Raw genomic sequence first — 20,428 nt, 5'->3', positions numbered from 1 at the left:
CATCGAGCACAGGGAAATGGTAGGATGAGCATAATCTGGACCATCATTATCGGATTTTTGGCGGGTGTCGTTGCAAAGTTTATCATGCCCGGAAACAATGAGCCGTCAGGGTTCATTATGACGACCATTCTGGGCATCGTAGGCGCGTTCGTTGCCTCCTATCTCGGGCAAGCTCTCGGTTGGTACAACGCGGGCGAGGGGGCCGGTTTCATTGGTGCTGTCGTCGGGGCGATTATCGTGCTGCTGATATATGGGTTCTTTGCTGGGAGGCAGCGAGCGGTTTGAGCGCTCTGCTCAATTGGATGCCGCGTTATCGACGCGAGAGACCAACGTTCACTTCCGCACGATCGATCCGGCGCGCCCGACCAGGCGCGCCAATTGCTTGAAGCGGCTGCCGACGCGGTCGGCGACGAGGTCGACCATGCGATGCTCGAACACCAGCATCAGCTTGCGGCCCTGGGTGCGGAAGTGGGTCGCGGGCAACACGCCGGTGCGCGCCGCCGAGATCAGGTGCGCGACGCGGAAGGCGGCGCCGAGAATGCGAGCGCGTTCGTCCATCGCCGGCGGCACCAGCTCGCGGATGCGCTCCGGCGGCTCGTTTTCCTCGCTGAGGCCTGCGTAGCGATAAAACACTGACAGCGCGACGAAGGCGCGGCCCTGATGGCTGATCGAGCCGAAATTGCCGTTGGTGATCAGGCTCAGCGTCTCCTCGCCGCGATGATCGGGATGCACGCGCCAGCCGATGTCGGAAAGCAGGCAGGCGGCATGGCGCAGCCTTCGGTCTTCGTCGGTCTCACGCAGCCTCACCACGCGCACCAGCCGATCGGTCCAGCCGACCAGTTCTTCGGCGTGGCGGGCCGAGCGCGACAGCAGCCCGTTCAGGGTTTGGGCGGCACAGATAAAACCGTCCTTGGCGCGCTCCTGTTGCGGGAGCATTTCATAGAGCAGGCCTTCACGGACGCCGAAGGTCGAGAACACGATCGTCTTCGGCCGGCCGACAAGGATGATGTATTCGAGAACCAGCGCCGCGTAGGTCAGCAGCGGCCGCCGCGCATCGGCGACTACCTCGATATCGGCGAGCATGTTGGCGGCCGCGAGCCGGCGCAAGCGTCGGGCGAAATCAAGCGCGTCGGCGGCGGGTATCGAATAGCCATGCATCACGCGCAGCGGATAGCCGCTTTGGATGATGTGGATGCGCGCCAGTGCGCGCCAGGTGCCGCCGACGGCGTAAAAGGTGCGGCCGCGGGCGGCCTTGAGCTGGGCAACACCGGACAGATCGTCGCGCACGATGCGTTCGGCGCGCTTCAACGATTTGTCGGACAGGTCCTGCAGCGCGAGGCTTCCCAGCGGCAACGTGACGCCGCTGTGAACCCGGCTTTTCTGCACGTCGATCAATTCAAGCGAGCCGCCGCCGAGATCGCCGACGATGCCGTCGGGATAGTGGATTCCAGAGACGACACCGAGCGCGGAAAGCTTTGCTTCGCGCGGTCCCGAAAGGATTTGAATCGGCGTGCCGCAGATACGCTCGGCCTTGGCGATGAAGTCAGGACCGTTCTTGGCGTCGCGGCAGGCGGCAGTCGCAATGGCGAAGACGCGTCCCACCTGCTGGATACGGCACAGCGCCCGGAATCGCCTGAGCGCCGTCAGCGCCCTGGCAACGGCATCCTCGGCCATCAGACCGGTGCTCTGCACCTCGCGGCCGAGCCCGCACAGCGCCTTCTCATTGAAGATGGTGACAAGGCTGCGCGCCATCGTCTCATAGACGACGAGACGAACCGAGTTCGAACCGATGTCGATGACGGCGACGCTGGAAGCGCGCTTTCGCGGCCGCTTCACAGCCGCGGCCCCTTATGACGATGGTTGGCGCTCGTTACGGCGCGTGAGCCGGCGCGGCGAAGATTCCTTGAGAGACTTTCCACGACCAGACAGGCTCGGATTCGTCATGAAGTAATTGTGCAAGTTGAACGGCTCTTCGCCTTTCGCGGCCTTCATACGCGTTGAGGACCCATCCGGCAACAACTGCCAGCTCTGCTCGGTATCCTTCAGGTTCGCGACCATGATCTGTTCGAGAACCTGCTGATGTACCGTGGGATTTTGCAGTGGACAGAGCACTTCGACGCGGCGGTCGAGGTTCCGCGGCATCATGTCGGCGGACGAGATATACACAGCCGACTTCGGGCCGGGCAGGCCTTGCCCCATACCAAAGCAGTAGATTCGGCCGTGCTCAAGGAAGCGGCCGATGATCGATTTGACCCGGATGTTCTCGGAAAATCCGGGAATGCCCGGCCGCAGGCAGCAGATGCCACGCACCACCAGGTCGATCGACACGCCGGCCTGCGACGCTTCGTACAGCGCGTCGATGACATCGGGATCGACCAGCGAGTTCATCTTCATCCAGATCGCTCCCGGCTTGCCGTGTCGGGCGTGATTGGTCTCGCCTTTGATATGTTCGATGATGCGCTTGCGCAGCGTCAGCGGCGACACCGCCATCCGCTCGATGTCGCTCGGCTCGGCATAGCCGGTGATGTAGTTGAACACCCGCGCCGCATCGCGGCCGATGATGGGGTCCGAGGTGAAGTAGGAGAGGTCGGTATAGATGCGTGCGGTGACCGGATGATAATTGCCGGTGCCGGTATGCACATAGGTCGTGAGGTTACCACCCTCGCGCCGCACCACCATCGAAAGCTTCGCGTGCGTCTTCAGTTCGAGGAAGCCGTACACGACCTGCACGCCGGCGCGTTCGAGGTCGCGCGCCCAGCGGATATTGGCCTCCTCGTCGAACCGCGCCTTCAACTCGATCAGCGCCGTCACCGACTTGCCGGCCTCGGCGGCCTCGGCCAGCGCGCGCACGATCGGTGAATTGTTCGAGGTGCGATAGAGCGTCTGCTTGATGGCGACGACGTCAGGATCGCGCGCCGCCTGCTGCAGGAACTGCACGACGACGTCGAAGGATTCATAGGGGTGATGGACGATCAGGTCCTTTTGCCGGATCGCCGCGAAGATGTCGCCGCCATGGTCGCGCACCCGCTCGGGATGCCGCGGCACATAGGGTGTGAATTCGAGGTCGGGCCGGTCGAGCCGCGTGAGCTGCGAGAGCTCGTTCATCGCCAGCACGCCATCGACCAGAAACACTTCGTCGTCCGCCGCCGAAAGCGCTTGCCGCACAAAGGCGCACAGCTCTTCGGGCATCTTGGCTTCCATCTCCAGCCGGATCACCGAGCCGCGCCGCCGCCGCTTCAACGCGGTCTCGAACAGGCGGACCAGGTCTTCGGCCTCTTCCTCGATTTCGAGTTCGGAGTCTCTGATGATGCGGAAAGCGCCTTGGCCCTTCACGGTGTAGCCGGGGAACAGGCGGCCGATGAACAGGCCGGTGGCCTGCTCCAGCGGGATCAGATGCACGGCGCCATCGCCGGTCGGAGGCATGCGGATGAAGCGGTCGATCTTGCCGGGCATGCGGATCAGCGCGTTCATCGCCTTGCCGTCGGAAGTCCGCGCCAATTGCAGCGCGATGGTGAAGCCGAGGCTCGGGATGAAGGGGAAGGGGTGCGCCGGATCGATCGCCAGCGGCGTCAGCAGCGGGAAGATGTTACGGAGGAAGTGATCCTCGAGCCAGCCGCGCTCCGTCTTGGTGAAGTCGTGGCCGTCGACCAGCTTGATGCCGGCATCCGAAAGCATGGCGCGCAGATCGCGCCAGATCGCCTGCTGGTCGGAAGCGAGCTCCGAAACCGTCTTGTTGATGAGGGAGAGCTGCTCGGACGGCGTGAGCCCGTCGGGGCTGCGTTCGGCAATGCCTTCGCGGACCTGTGCCTTGATACCGGCGACGCGGACCATGAAGAACTCATCAAGGTTATTGGCGGAAATCGACAGGAACCGCACCCGCTCCAGCGCGGGATGGCCGGGATTGACCGATTCCTCGAGCACCCGACGGTTGAAATGCAGCCAGGATAGTTCCCGGTTGATGAACCGCTCGGGGCTGGTGGCAATCGCGGGAGGCGCCTCGGCAATTTGTTCTTTTTCTTTGATATCAATAACTTGGGCCGATTCCATGAGGCTTTGATCCATCTCGGGCTGGGGCGCCGGCATTTATTTAAGCGAATGCCGCCCAAACCATGTGATATTCCGATGACGTTTCAATGACATTGATGTTCCGCCCAAAGCCGCCGTCAAGGCGACAGGACGCAGCACGCACCCTCGCCGTTCAGGCGTTCCGCAGCAGTTCTGCGGCCAGGGCCCGGGTCACGGGCCGGCCGAGCCGCAGCGCCTCGGTATCCAGAAGCTCGATCGCCCGGCGGGCGGCGGCATAGGAGCGCTCGATCCGGCTGGCGAGATAGCTCACAACCGTCTCGTCGATGCTCAACTGGCGGTCGGCGCAGAATTTAACGATCAGGCCGCGAAACAACAGGTCGTCGGGCGGCAACAGCGACACGGCGGGTGCGGCGCGCAGCCGCGACCTGAGATCGCGCAATTCGAGCTCGAACGAAGCCGGCGGAACGCGAGCCGTGATCAGGATGAAAGCCCCGTCCTCGCGCGCCAGATTCAGGAGGTGAAACATTGCGCGCTCATCGAAGTCGGCCGGCTTCAGGTCTTCGACCACCAATGCCCCGGTTGTGAGCGCACCGGGGACGGAAGCGGGGGTAAGCGCGTGTGCCGATATCGAGCGCGCGCCGGCCTGTTCGGCCCAGATCGCGGCGAGGTGGCTCTTGCCGGAGCCCTCCGGTCCCATCAGCACCATCACGCGGTTCGGCCAGTCCGGCCAGCTTTCGATCAGCGCGAGCGCGGCTTCATTGGCAGGCCCTTCCAGGAAATTGTCGCGGGTCAGGCTCTCCGCATGCGGCAGCGAGAAAGCAAGCTGACGAGGTTGAACGCGAACTGCCACGCAAGTCTCCAGGCCGGGATTCCAGGGCATTCATAGCGTTTTCAAGCGAAATGGCTACGGGTTCGCGTGAGGAAAACGCATCAAATAAAGGAAGAAGCTAGCGCGCTTCGATCGTGCTCATGTGCCGAACCCACTCGACGAGATAGAGCGAGACCGAAACCAAAGTAAAGACTGTAACAAAACCCATCAGGATCACGTCATAGGGCGCCGGCTTGAAATTGAAACCGAGCGAGGCCAGCACCAGCGCTGCGAACGCCACCTGCGCCACCGTGTTGAGCTTCGACACCATCAGGGGTTTCATTGGGATCGGCTTGTCGAACAGCCATGACACGATCACCGCCGTGACGATCATGATGTCGCGCGACACCACCAGGATGACGAGCCAGCGCGGAACCGCGCCCCAGATGCCGAGCGCCACGAAGATCGAAACCAGGAGCGCCTTGTCGGCGAGCGGGTCGAGCAGGGCGCCGAGCTCGCTCGACATGTTGAAGCGCTTGGCGAGAAAGCCATCGACGGCGTCGCTGACGCCTGCAACGACGAAGATCGCAAACGCAATTTCCATCTGGCTGGAAACGATCGCCCAGACGATGACCGGGACCAGAATGATGCGCCCCAGCGTAATGATGTTCGGAATACTCAACTCGGTCGCTTCCCGGCTCCCGGCCTTAGATCCGGCCCCTGGCGGGTTCAGCCGGCTCTTATCTACATAGTATATGCGCCAAGCGCTTGCGAGCCATTGCAGGATCGCGGAATTCCTCGTAACCAGCGGTCATCATACTGGAATTTGGGCATGAACGACCGCAAAAACGGGCTGACTTACGCGGATTCGGGGGTCGATATCGACGCAGGCAACCGCCTGGTCGACCTCATCAAGCCGATGGTGCGCGCCACCGCCCGGGCCGGCGCCGACGCCGAAATCGGCGGATTCGGCGGGCTGTTCGACCTCAAGGCGGCGGGGTTCAAGGACCCCGTCCTGGTGGCGGCGACCGACGGCGTCGGTACCAAGGTCAAGATCGCGATCGAGACCGGGCTGCATGGCGGCATCGGCATCGACCTGGTGGCGATGTCGGTCAACGACCTCGTGGTGCAGGGCGCGGAACCGCTGTTCTTCCTCGACTATTTTGCCTGCGGCAAGCTCGACCCCGAGGCCGCGGCGGCCATCGTGGCCGGCGTCGCCGAGGGGTGCCGGGAGTCCGGTTGCGCCCTGATCGGCGGCGAGACCGCCGAGATGCCGGGCCTCTACAAGGACGGCGATTACGACCTCGCGGGCTTTGCGGTCGGGGCTGCCGAGCGCGGCACGCTGTTGCCGAGCGCGGATATCGCGGTGGGCGATGCCGTGATCGGACTGGCCTCGTCGGGCGTTCACTCCAACGGCTTTTCGCTGGTCCGCAAGATCGTGGAAAACTCCGGCCTCGGCTTCGGTGCGCCGGCGCCGTTCTCGCCGGTCATGACGCTGGGCGGCGCGCTGCTGGCGCCGACGCGGCTCTATGTGAAATCGTGCCTGCGCGCGATCCGCGAGACCGGCGCGATCAAAGGCCTCGCCCACATCACCGGCGGCGGCTTCACCGACAACATTCCGCGCGTGCTGCCAAAACATCTCGGCGTCGGCATCGATCTGGCGCGGCTGCCGGTATTGCCGGTGTTCAAATGGCTGGCCGAGCAGGGCGGTATCGCCGAGCTCGAATTGCTGCGCACCTTCAACTGCGGCATCGGCATGATCGCGATCGTCAAGCCGGATGCGGTCGAGAAGGTGACGGAGATCCTCACCGAAAGCGGCGAGACCGTCGCCTTGCTCGGCGAAGTGATCCCGGCGGCGGGCGAACATCGCGTAGTCTATAACGGCCATCTCGATCTCGCCCCATGAAACGCCGTGTCGCCATCCTGATCTCGGGGCGCGGATCGAACATGGCCGCGCTGATCGATGCGGCGAAAGCTGCCGACTTTCCGGCCGAGATCGTCGCCGTCATCTCCAACCGGGGCGATGCGCTGGGGCTCGAGCGGGCAGCTGCGAACGGCGTCCCGACGATCGTCATCGAGAGTAAGCCGTTCGGCAAGGATCGCGCCGGCTTCGAAACGGTCCTGCAGCGGGCGCTGGAAGAACGGAAGGTCGAACTGATCTGCCTCGGCGGCTTCATGCGCCTGTTCACCGCGGAGTTCGTGCAGCGGTGGTACGGCAAGATGCTCAACATCCATCCCTCGCTGCTGCCGTCCTTTCCGGGCCTCGATCCGCACGGCCAGGCGTTGCAGGCCGGGGTGAAGATCTCGGGCGCCACCGTGCATTTCGTGATTCCCGAAACCGACGCCGGCCCGATCGTGATGCAGGGCGCGGTTGAAGTGGCCGATGACGATACGCCGGAGACGCTATCGCAGCGCATCCTTGGCATCGAGCATCGCATCTATCCCGAGGCGCTACGTTTGCTTGCTAGCGGCAAGCTTCGCCTCGAAGGCGACATCTGCAAGACCGCCGGCGGGTCCGACCGCGACGGCACCCTGATTTCGCCGCGGACGATCTGATATTATCTGCCGGTGTGCGCGAACGAGCGCGAGAGCCGCACCCCGCAAGATACATCGAGGGTTCCATGATCACGCTCTATGGCTCCGGGCCCAATTTTGGCCTTCCCGACGCAAGCCCCTTCGTGACCAAGGCCGAGACCTTGCTGCGGATGTCGAAGCTGCCGTTCGAAAAGGCGCTGATGAGTTTTTCGAAGGCGCCGAAGGGCAAGATTCCCTACATCGAGGATGACGGCCAGTTGCTCGGCGACTCCACGCTGATCCGCTGGCATCTCGAAAAGAAATACGGCATCGATTTCGATCAGGGACTCAGCGCCGAGCAGCTCGCCGTCGCCTGGGCCTTCGAGAAGATGGCGGAGGATAATTTATACTGGGCGAGCGTCTACTTCCGCTGGATGATCGACGACAATTTCCGCAAAGGGCCGGTCAACTTCTTCAAGGGCGTGCCTGCGCCAGTCCGGCCCGTCGTCGTCTCGATGATCCGCCGCCGCCTGCGCAAGACGCTGCACGGGCAGGGGATCGGCCGTCACTCCGCCGACGAGATCACCGCGATCGGAATCCGCTCGATCGATGCGATGGCGGCCTATCTCGGGGACAAGCTGTTCTTCATGGGCAAGGAGCCCACCGGCATCGACGCCACGATATTCGCCTTCGCGGTTAGCGCGATCTGTCCCCTGTTCGAATCGGATTTGCAGCGGGCGGCGGCGGGCCACGCCAATTTGCGGCGCTATGTCAGCCGGATGACTGCGCGATTCTATCCGGAACTCCGCGAGATCGCGGGTTGCGAGGCGGCGGCCTAAGTTCAGGGCAAAAGCAAAATCCCCCGGCGAGGCCGGGGGCAATTTGCGTGGATGGAGTCTTAAGTGACCTTGAGGTTTTCCGCGGACGTCTTGCCGCGGTTTTCGACAAGGTCGTACTCAATGTGCTGGTTCTCGTTGAGAGTGGTGAGTCCCGCGCGCTCGACGGCCGAGATGTGGACGAACACGTCCTTCTCGCCGACCGCCGGCTTGATGAACCCATACCCCTTGGTGGGGTTGAACCACTTGACGCTGCCCTTCTGCATCGCCATCGCCTGTCTCCAAGTTTAGACTAGATACAAAAAAGACGCGGCCACGTTCTCCACGTGCCACGCCACAAACGGGCTCCCCGGTAGCTGCTAGATTTCCTGGTCGCGAAACGCACAGTCGAACGGCCTGAATCCGATTGTGCGTCGGATTGCAACACGAAATTTTGGCGTTCGCAAGAGTTCTGGCGCGCGACGAAACTTGGTCACGATGCCGCGCGAGCTGTGGCAGCCGAACAACAATGACGCGTATTCGGTGACGGGCTGGGGGGCTGACCGATTGACCCTTCGGGTGAACCGGGTGCAAATCGCTGCAGTTGATCGGGATTTTGCGCATTTTCGGGCCGCGCTTCTGCCCTTGGGAATGGATTGCATGCGCTGCTCATGGCGGCTTTCGCGGGCACGAAGAAGGGGGGCCTGTCGCGCGCTCGCGCGGCTGCTTGCGATCGTGGCCGTTCTTGTCGCCGTGATGTCGACAGCGCAGGCGCAATCGCCGACGCCCACGCCCACCCCGACCCCCACGCCTTCGCCGACGCCGAGCCCGACACCGACGGTGATCAACTCGGCGGTCTCGTCCGGCGCGGCGCTGACCAATCTCGGCAGCAATTTCCTGGAGCGGCTGGGCGATCAGTCGAGCAACGGCTTCAACCGCCTGCAGCGGACCAATCCGGGCGGCGGTGGCGCTTCCGAGAGCACGGAAGCGCCGCGCTACCGGACCTGGTTCGAGGCTTATGGGAACTCGACCAGGAACGGCGCGGTCGGCGATTTCGTCGGCGACAACAGAAAGACTTGGGGCGGCGTAGCCGGGGTCGGGGCGCGGGTGGCGCCGGGCATCAATATCGGCCTCTCGGTCGATCAGAGCCGATCATCAATCGACATTCCGCTGGCGCTGCAATCGGCGACGATCGACCTGACCCAGCTTGGTTTCACCGCCTCCATCGACAGCGGGCCGTGGACGTGGGCCAGCGCGGTGGTGCACGGGTTCGGCAACGTCAACTCGCGCCGCGATACCGGCCTTGGGCTGGCGACCGCCGGATACAATGCGCGGCTCGACGGTGTCTTGAGCGAGATCAGCTATTACTGGTCAAAGGACCAGGGCCGCATTGTGCCGAAGGGCGCGTTCGAATATGTCCGCGCCCAGACCGGGGCGTTGCAGGAGATCGGCGGCCTCGATCCCGTAACGGCGACCGGCGCCACCGTGCAGCGGGCGCGGCTCCTGATCGGCGCCGAGATCGGCCATTACTGGATCCTCGACGGCAAGATTCTCGACCTGTCAGGCTACGGCAAGTTCGTCGACAACCTCGTGCAGAATTTCTCCGATATCACCGTCAGCCAGGGCGTGCAGAGTATTACGTTCCAGGGCATCGGCGAGAGCCGATACGGCGCCGATGCCGGTGCTTCGGCCTCGCTGAGCCTGACCAATACCGCGCGGCTATATGTGAACTACGACGCCAAGGTCCGCGCCGCGATGCAGTCGCATCAGGGCACGGTGGGGCTGGAGTTGAAGTGGTAGTTATTCTCCCTCGCCCCGCTCTTGCGGGGAGAGGTTAAGAGACAGCCTACGCCCGATCGACCCTGACGACGCGGCCTTTTTCGATCGCGAGCGCTAGCCTGCCGTGCTTCAGCGCAATCGCGGCTTCGCCGAACAATTCGCGGCGCCATCCGTGCAGGGCCGGAACGTCGGCGTGGTCGTCGGCGGCGATCTGGTCGAGGTCGTCGACGGTGGCGATCACCTTGCTGGCGACGGCGTGGCGCTCCGAGGTCATCCGCAGCAGCACCTTCAACAATTCGACAGTCGCCGCGCCGTTCGAATTGCCGCGCGGCTTTTCGATCTTCGGCAGCGTGTGCGGATCGCGGGCGAGGCCGCGCTGGACGGCTGCGATGATGTCGGTGCCCCATTTCGAGCGGTCAAAGCCCTTCGGCAGCGAACGCAGGCTGGCGAGACGTTCGAGCGAGGTCGGGGCATGGGTGGCTATGTCGCCGACCGCATCGTCCTTCATAACGCGTGAGCGCGGCACGTCGCGGCTTTGCGCTTCCTGCTCTCGCCAGGCCGCGACTTCCATCAGCACCGCGAGTTCCTTCGGCTTGCGCACCCGCGTCTTCAGCCGCTCCCAGGCCCGCTCGGGGTGGAAATCGTAGGTCTTGGGCGAGGTCAAAACTTCCATCTCCTCGCTGACCCAGTCGTTGCGGCCGCGCTTCTTCAGATCGGCGTCGAGCGCTGCGAACACATCGCGCAAATGGGTGACGTCAGAGACGGCGTAATGCATCTGCTCGGGCGTCAGCGGCCGGCGCGACCAGTCGGTGAAGCGGTGGGTCTTGTCGGGCCGGTGGCCGGTGACGCGTTCGACGAGCTGGTCATAGGCGATGCTGTCGCCATAGCCCAGCACCATGGCGGCGACCTGGGTATCGAAGATCGGATGTGGAATGGTGCCGGACTGATGCCAGACGATTTCGATGTCCTGGCGGGCGGCGTGGAACACCTTCAGCACCGCTTCGTTCCCCATCAGCTCGAAGAACGGCTTGAGGTCGATGCCGGGCGCCAGCGTGTCAATGACGACGGCTTCGTCCGGGCTCGCCATCTGCACGACGCAGAGCAGGGGATAGTAGGTCGTCTCCCGCAGGAACTCGGTGTCGACCGTGATGACCTTGTGCTGGGCGAGCCGGGAGCAGGCGGCGGCGAGGTCGGGAGTGGTAGTAATCAGATCCATGAACAATCCATGACGCGTCGGGACAGGCGTTCTGCCGAAAACGCTGATATGTCAAGGGTGTCGCGGTGGATTTGAGCCCTGCATTTGAGCCTGGGCATGGCTTTTTTGCGTCCCAACGGGGGCCGGGAGACGTCCTGTAGCCATTCCGGTCGTCAGGCGTCGGCCGGACGGTAAAAACTGCTCACTCGTAACGGATGTGCCGCGACCGGCGTCGGCCCGACGGGATCGCGAGCACAGCGAGACAGAGGGCAATCATCACCATTCCCATGAATGCGAAAGCAAAGGCGTCCACGGCAATTCTCCCGCGATAAACCGTTAGATTTGTGGGGAGCGCGTTGACGGGTTCTTAATTTATGTAACCTGGCGAGGCGTGCATGCGCAGATGGTGGATAGGCGCTTAACGAGTTGGGTTAACGGCAGCCCGTAGGACCGGTAGAGCGAAGCGAAAGCCATCAGCCCCCGCGCGAGACATTGATGGGTTTCGCTTCGCTCTACCCATCCTACAATCCATCTGCGCGAGGAGAAGATCTCGCCTCACGTCCCGCAGAATGTCCGCAGCACGCGCTGATCGGGAAGCGGCGGCTCTGTGTAGGCCGCGAACTCCGGTTGATCCTCATACGGCTTCGACAGCACCGTCAGCAATTCCTCGAACGGGGCGTAGTCGTTGTTGACGGCGGCAGCGATCACGGCTTCGACGCGGTGGTTGCGGGGGATGAAGGCTGGATTGACGGCGCGCATCGCCGCCTGTCGCTCCGTGGCGGATTGCGGCTCCTCGGTCAGGCGCTTGCGCCATCGCACGGCCCATTCGTCGAACGCGGCGGGGTCTGTGAACTGCGCTCTAACGCTATCGTCGTCGGGATCTGCGGCGGCATCGCTCAGGCGGCGGAAGGTGAGGGTGAAGTCGGCCGCATTCTTCGCCATCGCGTCCAGCAGGTCCTGGATCAACGCTTCATCGCCATCGTGCGTGGTAAAGAGCCCGATCTTTTTGCGCAGGCCCGCCTGATAGGCAGTGGTGAACTTTTCGGCGAAGTCGCCGAGGATGAATTGCGCCTGTTCGATCGCCTTGTCCTGGTCGTCGGAGAACAGCGGCAGCAGGCATTCGGCGAGCCGGGTCAGATTCCACAGCGCGATGCGCGGCTGGTTGGCGTAGGCGTAGCGGCCGAGTTCGTCGATCGAGGAGAACACCTGCGCGGGGTTGTATTCGTCCATGAAGGCGCAGGGGCCGTAATCGATGGTCTCGCCAGAGATCGAAGTGTTGTCGGTGTTCATGACGCCGTGGATGAAGCCGACCAGCAGCCAGCGCGCGACGAGATCGGCCTGGCGGGCGACGACGCCTTCGAGCAGCGCGTGATAGGGGCGCTCAGCGTTGGCGATATCCGGATAGTGCCGCGCGATGACATGATCGGCGAGCGCGCGCACGCCGTCGGTGTCGCCGCGCGCGGCGAAGAACTGGAATGTGCCGACACGGACGTGGCTGGCGGCGACGCGCGTGAGCACCGCGCCCGGCAACATGGTCTCGCGCTGAACGCGCTCACCCGAGGTTACGGCCGCGAGCGATCGGGTAGTCGGAATGCCAAGCGCAAACATCGCCTCGCTGACGATGTATTCCCGCAGGACCGGCCCAAGCGCGGCGCGGCCGTCGCCGCGGCGCGAGAATGGGGTCGGCCCGCTTCCCTTGAGCTGGATGTCACAGCGGACGCCGTCCTTGTCGATGACTTCGCCGAGCAGGATGGCCCGGCCATCGCCGAGCTGGGGCACGAACTGGCCGAACTGGTGACCGGCATAGGCCATCGCGATCGGGTCGGCGCCGTCAGGCAGGCGCTTTCCGGCGAGGATTTCCGCGCCCTCAGGGCTGTCCAGGACGTCCGGATCGAGGCCGAGATGGACGGCCAGCGCCCGGTTCAGCTTGATCAGCCGGGGGCTGGCGACGGGGGTCGGCGCCACGCGGGCGAAAAAGTTCGCCGGCAGGGCCGAATAGGTGTTCTGGAACGGGAAATGGACGGTCATAGGCTAAAGATAGGCGCGGGCAGGGAATAGGCAAACGGTTCGGATACGGTCTTGCCCAAATGGCCGTTTTTGAGCCGAAAACAGCTCCGCCATTGGTTGCCGCCCCCGGCGGTGTCGGGTAAACCCTCCGCAACTTCGGACCGGCTTTGGCCTCCGATTCCTGACCTCCGACATCCGTTTTTTTGGGACTTCCATGCATCGCTACCGGTCACATACATGCGGCGCGCTCCGCGACAGCGACATCGGGCAGACCGCCCGCCTTTCCGGCTGGTGCCATCGCATCCGCGACCATGGCGGCGTGCTGTTTATCGATCTGCGCGACCACTACGGCATCACCCAATGCGTGGCCGACCCGGATTCGCCGGCGTTCAAGGAAGTCGAAAAGTTCCGTTCGGAATGGGTGGTGCGGATCGACGGCAAGGTGCGCCGGCGTCCCGAGGGTACCGACAATCCGGAACTGCCCACCGGCGCGGTGGAAGTCTACGTCAGCGAGATCGAGGTGCTGGGACCTGCCGGCGAGCTGCCGCTGCCGGTGTTCGGCGAGCAGGAATATCCTGAAGACATCAGGCTCAAGTACCGCTTCCTCGACCTCCGCCGCGAGAAGCTGCACCAGAACATCATGACCCGCGGCGCCATCGTCGATTCCATGCGCAAGCGGATGAAGGAGCAGGGCTTCTTCGAGTTCCAGACCCCGATCCTGACGGCGTCCTCGCCGGAAGGCGCGCGCGACTTCCTGGTGCCGTCGCGCATTCATCCCGGCAAGTTCTATGCGCTGCCGCAGGCGCCGCAGCAGTACAAGCAGCTCCTGATGATGTCGGGCTTCGACCGCTACTTCCAGATCGCGCCCTGCTTCCGCGACGAGGATCCGCGCGCCGACCGCCTGCCGGGCGAGTTCTATCAGCTCGATGTCGAGATGAGCTTCGTCACGCAGGAGGACGTGTTTGCGGCGATGGAGCCTGTTGTCACCGGTGTGTTCGAGGAGTTTGCCAAGGGCAAGCCGGTCACCAAAGGCTGGCCGCGGATTCCGTTTGCGGAAGCCCTGCGCAAATACGGCACCGACAAGCCGGACCTGCGCAACCCGATCGTGATGCAGGACGTCTCCGAGCACTTCCGCGGCTCCGGCTTCAAGGTGTTCGCGCGGATGCTGGAAGACCCGAAGAACCAGGTCTGGGCGATCCCCGGACCTACGGGCGGTAGCCGCGCCTTCTGCGACCGCATGAACTCGTGGGCGCAAGGCGAGGGACAGCCAGGCCTCGGCTACATCATGTGGCGCGAGGGCGGCGAAGGTGCGGGCCCGCTTGCCAACAACATCGGCGCGGAGCGGACGGCGGCGATTCGTGCGCAGCTCGGCTTGAAGGAGGGCGATGCGGCGTTCTTCGTCGCCGGCGATCCGGAAAAATTCTGGAAGTTTTCAGGCCTCGCCCGCACCAAGGTGGGCGAGGAATTGAACCTGATCGACAAGGACCGGTTCGAGCTCGCCTGGATCGTCGACTTCCCGATGTACGAGTACAACGAGGAAGACAAGAAGGTCGACTTCTCGCACAACCCGTTCTCGATGCCGCAGGGTGGCCTCGATGCGCTCAAGGGGCAGGACCCGCTGACCATCAAGGCTTTCCAGTACGACATCACCTGCAACGGCTACGAGATCGCCTCCGGCGGCATCCGCAACCACAAGCCGGAAGCGATGGTGAAGGCGTTCGAGATCGCGGGCTATGGCGAGAAGGATGTCGTCGAGCGTTTCGGCGGCATGTATCGCGCGTTCCAGTACGGCGCCCCGCCGCATGGCGGCATGGCGGCCGGCGTCGACCGCATCGTGATGCTGCTCTGCGGCACCACGAACCTGCGCGAAATCTCGCTGTTCCCGATGAACCAGCAGGCCGTGGACCTGCTGATGGGGGCGCCATCGGAGGTCACGACCAAGCAGCTTCGCGAGCTTCACATCCGGCTCAATCTGCCGGACAAGTAGTTCACAGCGCCGTGGTGCTCTCGATCCGGAACTTCGAGAGCGCATCGAGCGGGTCGGTTTTCAACGCCTGGAAGAGCTGCATTGCCGGCACCTTGCCGAGCGGCGTGAGCTTGAGCGTCAGCGTCGTCCGCGGCGTTTCGATGAAGCGCGCCAGCGCCTCGGCAGCGGCCACAGCATCGGCGTTGCTTGTGCCCGATGTCGCTGCGCTGCTTCTGATGTCCTCAACGATCGCTTGTCGTGCCGCGTCGCGGCTGACGTTCTGCGTCCTTGCATAATGGGCGACCGCGAGATCGACGACGCCCAAATCGCGCACCGTGAGCTCGATGGTGCCCGCCTCAATCAGGGTTGCCACGGCGACTGCCTGAAGCGGATTGATCGAGAACGCCTCGCGCGGCACGTTGGCGAGCGAAATTCTTGCGGACGCTTTCAGCATGCCGCCAAGCTCGACCGTCACAGGCTCCAGCACGAATGAGCGTGATGCTTCGGTCCATGCCGTGCCGAGGTCGAGATCGATCGCCATCTTGTCGAGGCCCGCGGCGATCAGCATTCGCTGGCCGGGATGGGTTGCGTCAAGTGGGCCGGACATCTTGGCGGTCAGCCGAGCCTTGCTCGGGATAGGCCCGACGAACTGCCCCCAGTCCAGGCTGACAAGGTCCACGTTGATCGGCCTGCCCGTGTTCTTGTAAGGCGCAGCGAAGCCCTTCAGCTCGGCGCCCTCGAGCAGGGCGATCATGCCGAGCGCCTGGTCGGGCGCCGGCGGTTGCGCTGGGTTCGAAAACAGCGCGGTCATACGCAACAGACCGGCGATATCCACGCTCTTGAGGGCGAAGCGGGCGAGCTTGACGGGACCCTGCGGTGTGCGGCCGTCAAAACCTTCGACCGCAAATTCGCCGGTCTTTCCGTTCTCCAGACTGAAGCGCAGCGAGGCGAGCTTGAAGCCACCCTCCGGCATATCCATCGAAAGGCCGCGCATCTCGGCGCTTCCAATGCGCACGCCCTCGTAGATCCTGGCCATCCTCTCCATCATTTCGCGGGCCTGCGCCGGCGTGGGCTGGGCCGAACCTGATGGTATCGTTGCCAGCAGCGTGGCCAGTTGCAGCCGCGAGGGCCGTGCCCCGATATCATCGGCCGTCAGCCCGTCGATACGCACCGTCGGACCTTGCCCCGAACTGATCGTATAGGCGCCGGCGGTAAGCTGCCGGTAGACGCGGTAGTATTGGTCGTCATTGGCGCGTTGCGGATCGAGGATGGCTGCGGCAGCGACCATATCGACGTCTTGCGCCGCGAGATTGGCGAGGTCCCCGGTGACCTTCTCGGGCTTGCCCTTCGGCTGCGAGGTCGCTGTGAAGGTCATTCGGTCGAGAGTGACGGCGGCGATCTTGCCGGCCTTGATGTCGCGCACCGCCAGGTTGGAATAGGCGAATTCGCCGTTCCCCAGTGCCGGGTTTCCGGAGTTCATGGTACCGGCGACACTGGGTGCCGTGATCGAGGAGGCGGTGACTGCACCAAGCTGTTCGATGACCAGCCGATATAGGTCGATCACCGAGGAGGTTGCCGGCGGCCGCGGCAGGTTTGCCGGTCCGGAAAAATCCTTCGCCGTGATCCGCGGCACCTTGTAGGTGACTTGCCAATCTGCCCCTGCAGGCATCCTGGTGTTGAGCTCGAGATCGCTCGCCTCGATGGCATCGGCCGAGAAGCGCGTCGCGTCCGGCTGACCGACACCGAGCGCGGTGAAGCTGCCAATCTTGAGTGTTACCGGCGGCTGCGACGCCGATTCAGTGGTAATGTCGGCAATCCTGAGCGTTCGGCTCTTCAGATCGAACGACACCTTGCCATGGCTTGCCTTGCCGCCGCCGGCTCTGATCTGCTCGAACGCGGTCTCGACCTCGCTGGCAATCCGGTGCTGCGTGTAAAACTCGAAGCCGAAGAAGCCGCCCACCGCGATCGCGACCGCGGCGACCAGACCCAGCAGTATCTTTACCATTAGTTGTGCTCCGGACGCCGGCATTCGCGGGAGGCAAAATTGCCACAATGTCGGTCAAGGGGACGGGTAGGGAGGATATTATGCTACCGGCTTTGACGCGTTGCGTCGATGCCCCCTGTTGATGGGAAAGCTCTCGGATGTTGCATCCAAGCGGTTGCCCGTGCTTCACATCCGGCTCAATCTGCCGCAAAGCTAACGGTTCACATGAAGACCGGCCTCGGCACGTAATTCGGGGTCGTTGAAGCCCGTGGGGGAGTGTATGTCGTCCTATTCTGAAGAGCTCCATTCCGCGGCGCTTGCGTATCACCGGCTGCCGCGCCCCGGCAAACTCGAGATCCAGGCGACCAAGCCGCTCGCCAACCAGCGCGACCTCGCGCTGGCCTATTCGCCGGGGGTTGCGGCCGCTTGCACTGAAATTGCCAACAATCCGGCGGAAGCGGCGGCCCTGACCTCCCGTGCGAATCTGGTGGCCGTGGTTTCCAACGGTACCGCGGTGTTGGGGCTTGGCAACATCGGCCCGCTCGCCTCGAAGCCCGTCATGGAGGGCAAGGCGGTCCTGTTCAAGAAATTCGCTGGGATCGACGTCTTCGACATCGAAATCGCCGCCGACACCATCGAGCGCGTGGTCGAGACGGTGGCCGCGCTGGAGCCGACCTTCGGCGGAATCAACCTCGAGGACATCAAGGGACCGGAATGCTTCGAGATCGAGGCGCAGCTCAAGGAGCGCATGAAGATCCCTGTGTTCCATGACGACCAGCATGGCACGGCGATCATCGTGGGAGCCGCCATCGTCAACGGCCTGCTGCTGAACGGCAAGAAGCTATCGGATGTGAAGATCGTCTGCTCCGGCGCCGGGGCTGCGGCGATCGCGTGCCTCAATCTCTTGGTATCGATGGGCGCGCAGCGCAAGAACATCTGGGTCTGCGACATCGACGGCGTCGTGCACGAGGGACGCAACACGCTGATGGATCGCTGGAAGGCGGTCTACGCGCAGAAGACGAGCGCGCGCGTGCTGGCGGACGTGATCGGCGGTGCCGATATTTTCCTGGGGCTTTCAGCGCCGAACGTGCTGAAGCCCGAGATGGTCCAGTCGATGGCCGACAATCCGCTGGTGATGGCGCTGGCCAACCCGGTCCCGGAAATCATGCCGGACGAGGCTCGGAAAGCGCGCCCCGACGCGATGATCTGCACCGGACGCTCCGACTTTCCGAACCAGGTCAACAATGTCCTGTGTTTCCCGTTCATATTCCGCGGAGCGCTCGATGTCGGCGCCACCGGGATCAACGAGGCAATGAAACATGCGGCCGTCGAAGCGATCGCGCAGCTCGCACGCGATCCGCCGTCGGATGCGGTGGCCCAGGGTTTCGACAGCGGCGAGACGCAAGGGTTTGGCCCGGGCTCGCTGATCCCGAGCCCGTTCGATCCGCGGCTAATCCTGCGCATCGCGCCGGCGGTGGCGAGGGCTGCGATGGAATCCGGCGTCGCGACGCGCCCGATCAAGAATTTCGAGGAATATACCGCGCTGCTGGAGCGTTTCGCGTTCCGCTCCGGCCTGACCATGAAGCCGGTATTCGCCAAGGCCAAGACCCAGCCGGTTCGCGTGATCTATGCCGAGGGCGAGGACCAGCGCGTGCTGCGCGCGACGCAAGTGGTGCTGGAAGAGAAACTGGCGCGGCCGATCCTGGTCGGGCGACCTTCCGTGGTCGAAGCGCGGATCAAGCGGTTCGGCCTTTCGATCAAGGCCGGCAAGGACTTCGACCTCGTCAATCCCGAGGACGATCCGCGCTACCGCTCCTATGTACAGACCTATATCGACGTCGCCGGGCGGCGCGGCGTAACGCCCGAGGCGGCGCGTACCGTGGTTCGCACCAACAACACCGTGATCGCCGCCCTTGCAGTGATGCGCGGCGAGGCCGACGCCATGATATGCGGCGTCGAAGGCCGCTATATGAGCCATCTGCGCCATGTCCGCGAGATCATCGGCTTCCTTCCCGGCGTCAGCGATTTCGCGGCGCTGGCGATGATGATCACCAGCAAGGGTTCCTATTTCATCGCCGATACGCAGGTGCGGCCCAATCCGAGCGCCGAAGAACTCGCCGAGGTCGCCTCGCTGGCTTCGATCCACGTGCAGCGATTCAACATGAAGCCGCGCATCGCGTTCGTGTCACATTCCGACTTCGGAAGTTATGATAGCGACTCCTCGCGCAAGATGCGCCGCGCCACCGCGCTTCTGAAGGAAAAGCATCCGGAGATCGAGGCCGACGGCGAGATGCAGGGCGACACCGCGCTCTCGGCCGCCGCGCGAAAACTCGTGCTGCCGCATTCGAAGCTGGAAGGCGACGCCAATATCCTGATCATGCCGAGCCTCGATACCGCCAACGTCGCCTACCAGATGATCAAGACGCTGGCGGACGCGCTGCCGGTGGGCCCGATCCTGATCGGTCCGGCGCGCCCGGCGCATATCCTCACCCCCGGCGTGACGGCGCGCGGCGTGCTCAACATGACGGCCGTGGCCGCCGTCGAAGCCCAGGAGCGCGCCGGCCGTCAGCAGCCGACCCTGTTCGGGTAGATCCCAATTCAGATTGAATCAAAATTGGGATTTAGCCTTTTGTTCTGACGCGCTTTCTTCGAGCGAAATCCCGCCGCCCCGGCTCAAGTCCGGGGAGGCATGCGTTGCGCGAAACGCTATCATCAAGAAAGCGCCTTGGTTCTGCTTCTATCGGTAGGTCTGGTGGAGCCGCGCGCAGGTCCCTGCGTGGACGGTTTCGATTTGAGCGTTTGAAAAGCGGACACGAAACGCCCATAATCGTTTCGCGCCGCCTGCTATCTTTTGCAAGCTATTCAGTGAGGCCGATCCCATGCCAGCGTTAGTTACCTTCGGGCGAGTCCTGTTCGCCGTGCTCTTCATGTACACGGGAGCGACCAAGCTTTTCGCGATTCAAGCGACGGCGGACTTCATCGCATCCAAGGTGGCCATTCCGACGGTGCTTGTGCCCTATACCTCGCAGCTCGAAACCATGACCGGCGTGCCGATGCCGCAATTGCTGGCGATGGGCGTCGGCGGTTTCGAGATCCTCGCCGGGCTGATGATCGCAGTCAATTTCGGCGCACGCTTCTTCGCGATCCTGCTGATCTTCTTCGTGATCGCCACGACGTTCTACTTCCATGATTTCTGGAATCAGCCGGCGCCCGAGAATGCCAAGACGCTGATCGAAGCCCTGAAAAACCTGTCGATCATCGGCGCTCTGTTCATGATCGCGGGCTACGGCAAGGGTCCGCGGCCGAATGAGCCGGCCTACGGGGACATCTGAGC

General features: G+C 63.6%; 16 protein-coding genes. 8 read left to right on the top strand and 8 right to left on the bottom strand.

All coding sequences use genetic code 11. The annotated features are described in order from the left end of the window. Positions 1-24: 24 nt before the first annotated feature. Entirely contained in the window at positions 25-285 is a 261-nt protein-coding gene (locus tag AC0QUY_RS16230) for a GlsB/YeaQ/YmgE family stress response membrane protein (RefSeq protein ID WP_475387560.1), read from the top strand. Between the two features lie 48 nt (positions 286-333). Here the strand turns inward: AC0QUY_RS16230 and ppx are convergent, their stop codons facing one another. From ppx to AC0QUY_RS16210, 4 genes are all read right to left on the bottom strand, one after another. Beyond that, positions 334-1,836, bottom strand: coding sequence for an exopolyphosphatase (gene ppx / locus AC0QUY_RS16225; RefSeq protein WP_475387559.1), 1,503 nt, complete (start codon positions 1,834-1,836; stop codon positions 334-336). A gap of 12 nt (positions 1,837-1,848) precedes the next feature. Then, positions 1,849-4,047, bottom strand: coding sequence for an RNA degradosome polyphosphate kinase (locus tag AC0QUY_RS16220; protein ID WP_161854260.1), 2,199 nt, complete (start codon positions 4,045-4,047; stop codon positions 1,849-1,851). Between the two features lie 151 nt (positions 4,048-4,198). Continuing rightward, on the bottom strand, positions 4,199-4,876 hold the full coding sequence (locus tag AC0QUY_RS16215) for a P-loop NTPase family protein (protein WP_161854261.1): 678 nt from the start codon (positions 4,874-4,876) through the stop codon (positions 4,199-4,201). 97 nt (positions 4,877-4,973) lie between these two features. Continuing rightward, complete coding sequence (locus AC0QUY_RS16210; RefSeq protein ID WP_057839971.1) at positions 4,974-5,516, bottom strand: CDP-alcohol phosphatidyltransferase family protein; 543 nt, start codon at positions 5,514-5,516, stop codon at positions 4,974-4,976. Between the two features lie 150 nt (positions 5,517-5,666). Here AC0QUY_RS16210 and purM point away from each other — a divergent pair, with 150 nt between their 5' ends. The 3 genes from purM (at position 5,667) to AC0QUY_RS16195 (ending at position 8,187) form a co-directional block, all read left to right on the top strand. Beyond that, positions 5,667-6,740, top strand: coding sequence for a phosphoribosylformylglycinamidine cyclo-ligase (gene purM, locus AC0QUY_RS16205; protein WP_475387558.1), 1,074 nt, complete (start codon positions 5,667-5,669; stop codon positions 6,738-6,740). Next, entirely contained in the window at positions 6,737-7,390 is a 654-nt protein-coding gene (gene purN, locus AC0QUY_RS16200; RefSeq protein ID WP_475387557.1) for a phosphoribosylglycinamide formyltransferase, read from the top strand. The genes purM and purN overlap by 4 nt, the downstream gene beginning before the upstream one ends. A gap of 65 nt (positions 7,391-7,455) precedes the next feature. Then, entirely contained in the window at positions 7,456-8,187 is a 732-nt protein-coding gene (locus AC0QUY_RS16195; RefSeq protein WP_161854264.1) for a glutathione S-transferase family protein, read from the top strand. A gap of 59 nt (positions 8,188-8,246) precedes the next feature. Here AC0QUY_RS16195 and AC0QUY_RS16190 read toward each other — a convergent pair whose 3' ends face one another. Beyond that, positions 8,247-8,450, bottom strand: coding sequence for a cold-shock protein (locus AC0QUY_RS16190; RefSeq protein ID WP_057857829.1), 204 nt, complete (start codon positions 8,448-8,450; stop codon positions 8,247-8,249). A gap of 373 nt (positions 8,451-8,823) precedes the next feature. On the opposite strand from AC0QUY_RS16190, the gene AC0QUY_RS16185 reads away from it, so the two are divergent. Further along, complete coding sequence (locus AC0QUY_RS16185; RefSeq protein ID WP_475387556.1) at positions 8,824-9,963, top strand: autotransporter outer membrane beta-barrel domain-containing protein; 1,140 nt, start codon at positions 8,824-8,826, stop codon at positions 9,961-9,963. Between the two features lie 46 nt (positions 9,964-10,009). Here AC0QUY_RS16185 and rnd read toward each other — a convergent pair whose 3' ends face one another. Further along, positions 10,010-11,158 carry a ribonuclease D gene (rnd, locus tag AC0QUY_RS16180; protein WP_161854266.1) on the bottom strand — a complete coding sequence of 383 codons (1,149 nt, stop codon included), beginning with the start codon at positions 11,156-11,158 and terminating at the stop codon, positions 10,010-10,012. 534 nt (positions 11,159-11,692) lie between these two features. After that, the gene (locus AC0QUY_RS16175) at positions 11,693-13,165 is read right to left on the bottom strand and encodes a protein adenylyltransferase SelO (RefSeq protein WP_475387555.1); all 1,473 of its coding nucleotides are present in this window, start codon (positions 13,163-13,165) and stop codon (positions 11,693-11,695) included. 193 nt (positions 13,166-13,358) lie between these two features. Between AC0QUY_RS16175 and aspS the strand changes: the two genes are divergently transcribed. Beyond that, entirely contained in the window at positions 13,359-15,131 is a 1,773-nt protein-coding gene (aspS, locus tag AC0QUY_RS16170) for an aspartate--tRNA ligase (protein ID WP_475387554.1), read from the top strand. Between the two features lies 1 nt (position 15,132). Here the strand turns inward: aspS and AC0QUY_RS16165 are convergent, their stop codons facing one another. After that, entirely contained in the window at positions 15,133-17,115 is a 1,983-nt protein-coding gene (locus AC0QUY_RS16165) for a hypothetical protein (RefSeq protein ID WP_475387553.1), read from the bottom strand. A 259-nt stretch (positions 17,116-17,374) separates the two neighbouring features. Here AC0QUY_RS16165 and AC0QUY_RS16160 point away from each other — a divergent pair, with 259 nt between their 5' ends. Both AC0QUY_RS16160 and AC0QUY_RS16155 read left to right on the top strand, forming a co-directional pair. Then, complete coding sequence (locus tag AC0QUY_RS16160; protein WP_161854270.1) at positions 17,375-19,684, top strand: NADP-dependent malic enzyme; 2,310 nt, start codon at positions 17,375-17,377, stop codon at positions 19,682-19,684. Positions 19,685-19,973: 289 nt separating this feature from the next. Further along, entirely contained in the window at positions 19,974-20,426 is a 453-nt protein-coding gene (locus AC0QUY_RS16155) for a DoxX family protein (protein WP_161854271.1), read from the top strand. Positions 20,427-20,428 lie beyond the last annotated feature (2 nt).

The organism is Bradyrhizobium sp. WYCCWR15520 (genome assembly GCF_056174665.1).
Note: the sequence above shows the minus strand (reverse complement) of the source record. Positions and strands in the feature narration are given on the sequence as shown.

Coding starts and splice junctions, on each gene's coding strand:
- AC0QUY_RS16230 (WP_475387560.1), top strand. CDS start 25: ATGAGCATAATCTGGACCATCATTATCGGATTTTTGGCGGGTGTCGTT.
- AC0QUY_RS16220 (WP_161854260.1), bottom strand. CDS start 4,047: ATGGAATCGGCCCAAGTTATTGATATCAAAGAAAAAGAACAAATTGCC.
- purM (WP_475387558.1), top strand. CDS start 5,667: ATGAACGACCGCAAAAACGGGCTGACTTACGCGGATTCGGGGGTCGAT.
- purN (WP_475387557.1), top strand. CDS start 6,737: ATGAAACGCCGTGTCGCCATCCTGATCTCGGGGCGCGGATCGAACATG.
- AC0QUY_RS16195 (WP_161854264.1), top strand. CDS start 7,456: ATGATCACGCTCTATGGCTCCGGGCCCAATTTTGGCCTTCCCGACGCA.
- AC0QUY_RS16190 (WP_057857829.1), bottom strand. CDS start 8,450: ATGCAGAAGGGCAGCGTCAAGTGGTTCAACCCCACCAAGGGGTATGGG.
- AC0QUY_RS16185 (WP_475387556.1), top strand. CDS start 8,824: ATGCGCTGCTCATGGCGGCTTTCGCGGGCACGAAGAAGGGGGGCCTGT.
- rnd (WP_161854266.1), bottom strand. CDS start 11,158: ATGGATCTGATTACTACCACTCCCGACCTCGCCGCCGCCTGCTCCCGG.
- AC0QUY_RS16175 (WP_475387555.1), bottom strand. CDS start 13,165: ATGACCGTCCATTTCCCGTTCCAGAACACCTATTCGGCCCTGCCGGCG.
- aspS (WP_475387554.1), top strand. CDS start 13,359: ATGCATCGCTACCGGTCACATACATGCGGCGCGCTCCGCGACAGCGAC.
- AC0QUY_RS16165 (WP_475387553.1), bottom strand. CDS start 17,115: ATGGTAAAGATACTGCTGGGTCTGGTCGCCGCGGTCGCGATCGCGGTG.
- AC0QUY_RS16160 (WP_161854270.1), top strand. CDS start 17,375: ATGTCGTCCTATTCTGAAGAGCTCCATTCCGCGGCGCTTGCGTATCAC.
- AC0QUY_RS16155 (WP_161854271.1), top strand. CDS start 19,974: ATGCCAGCGTTAGTTACCTTCGGGCGAGTCCTGTTCGCCGTGCTCTTC.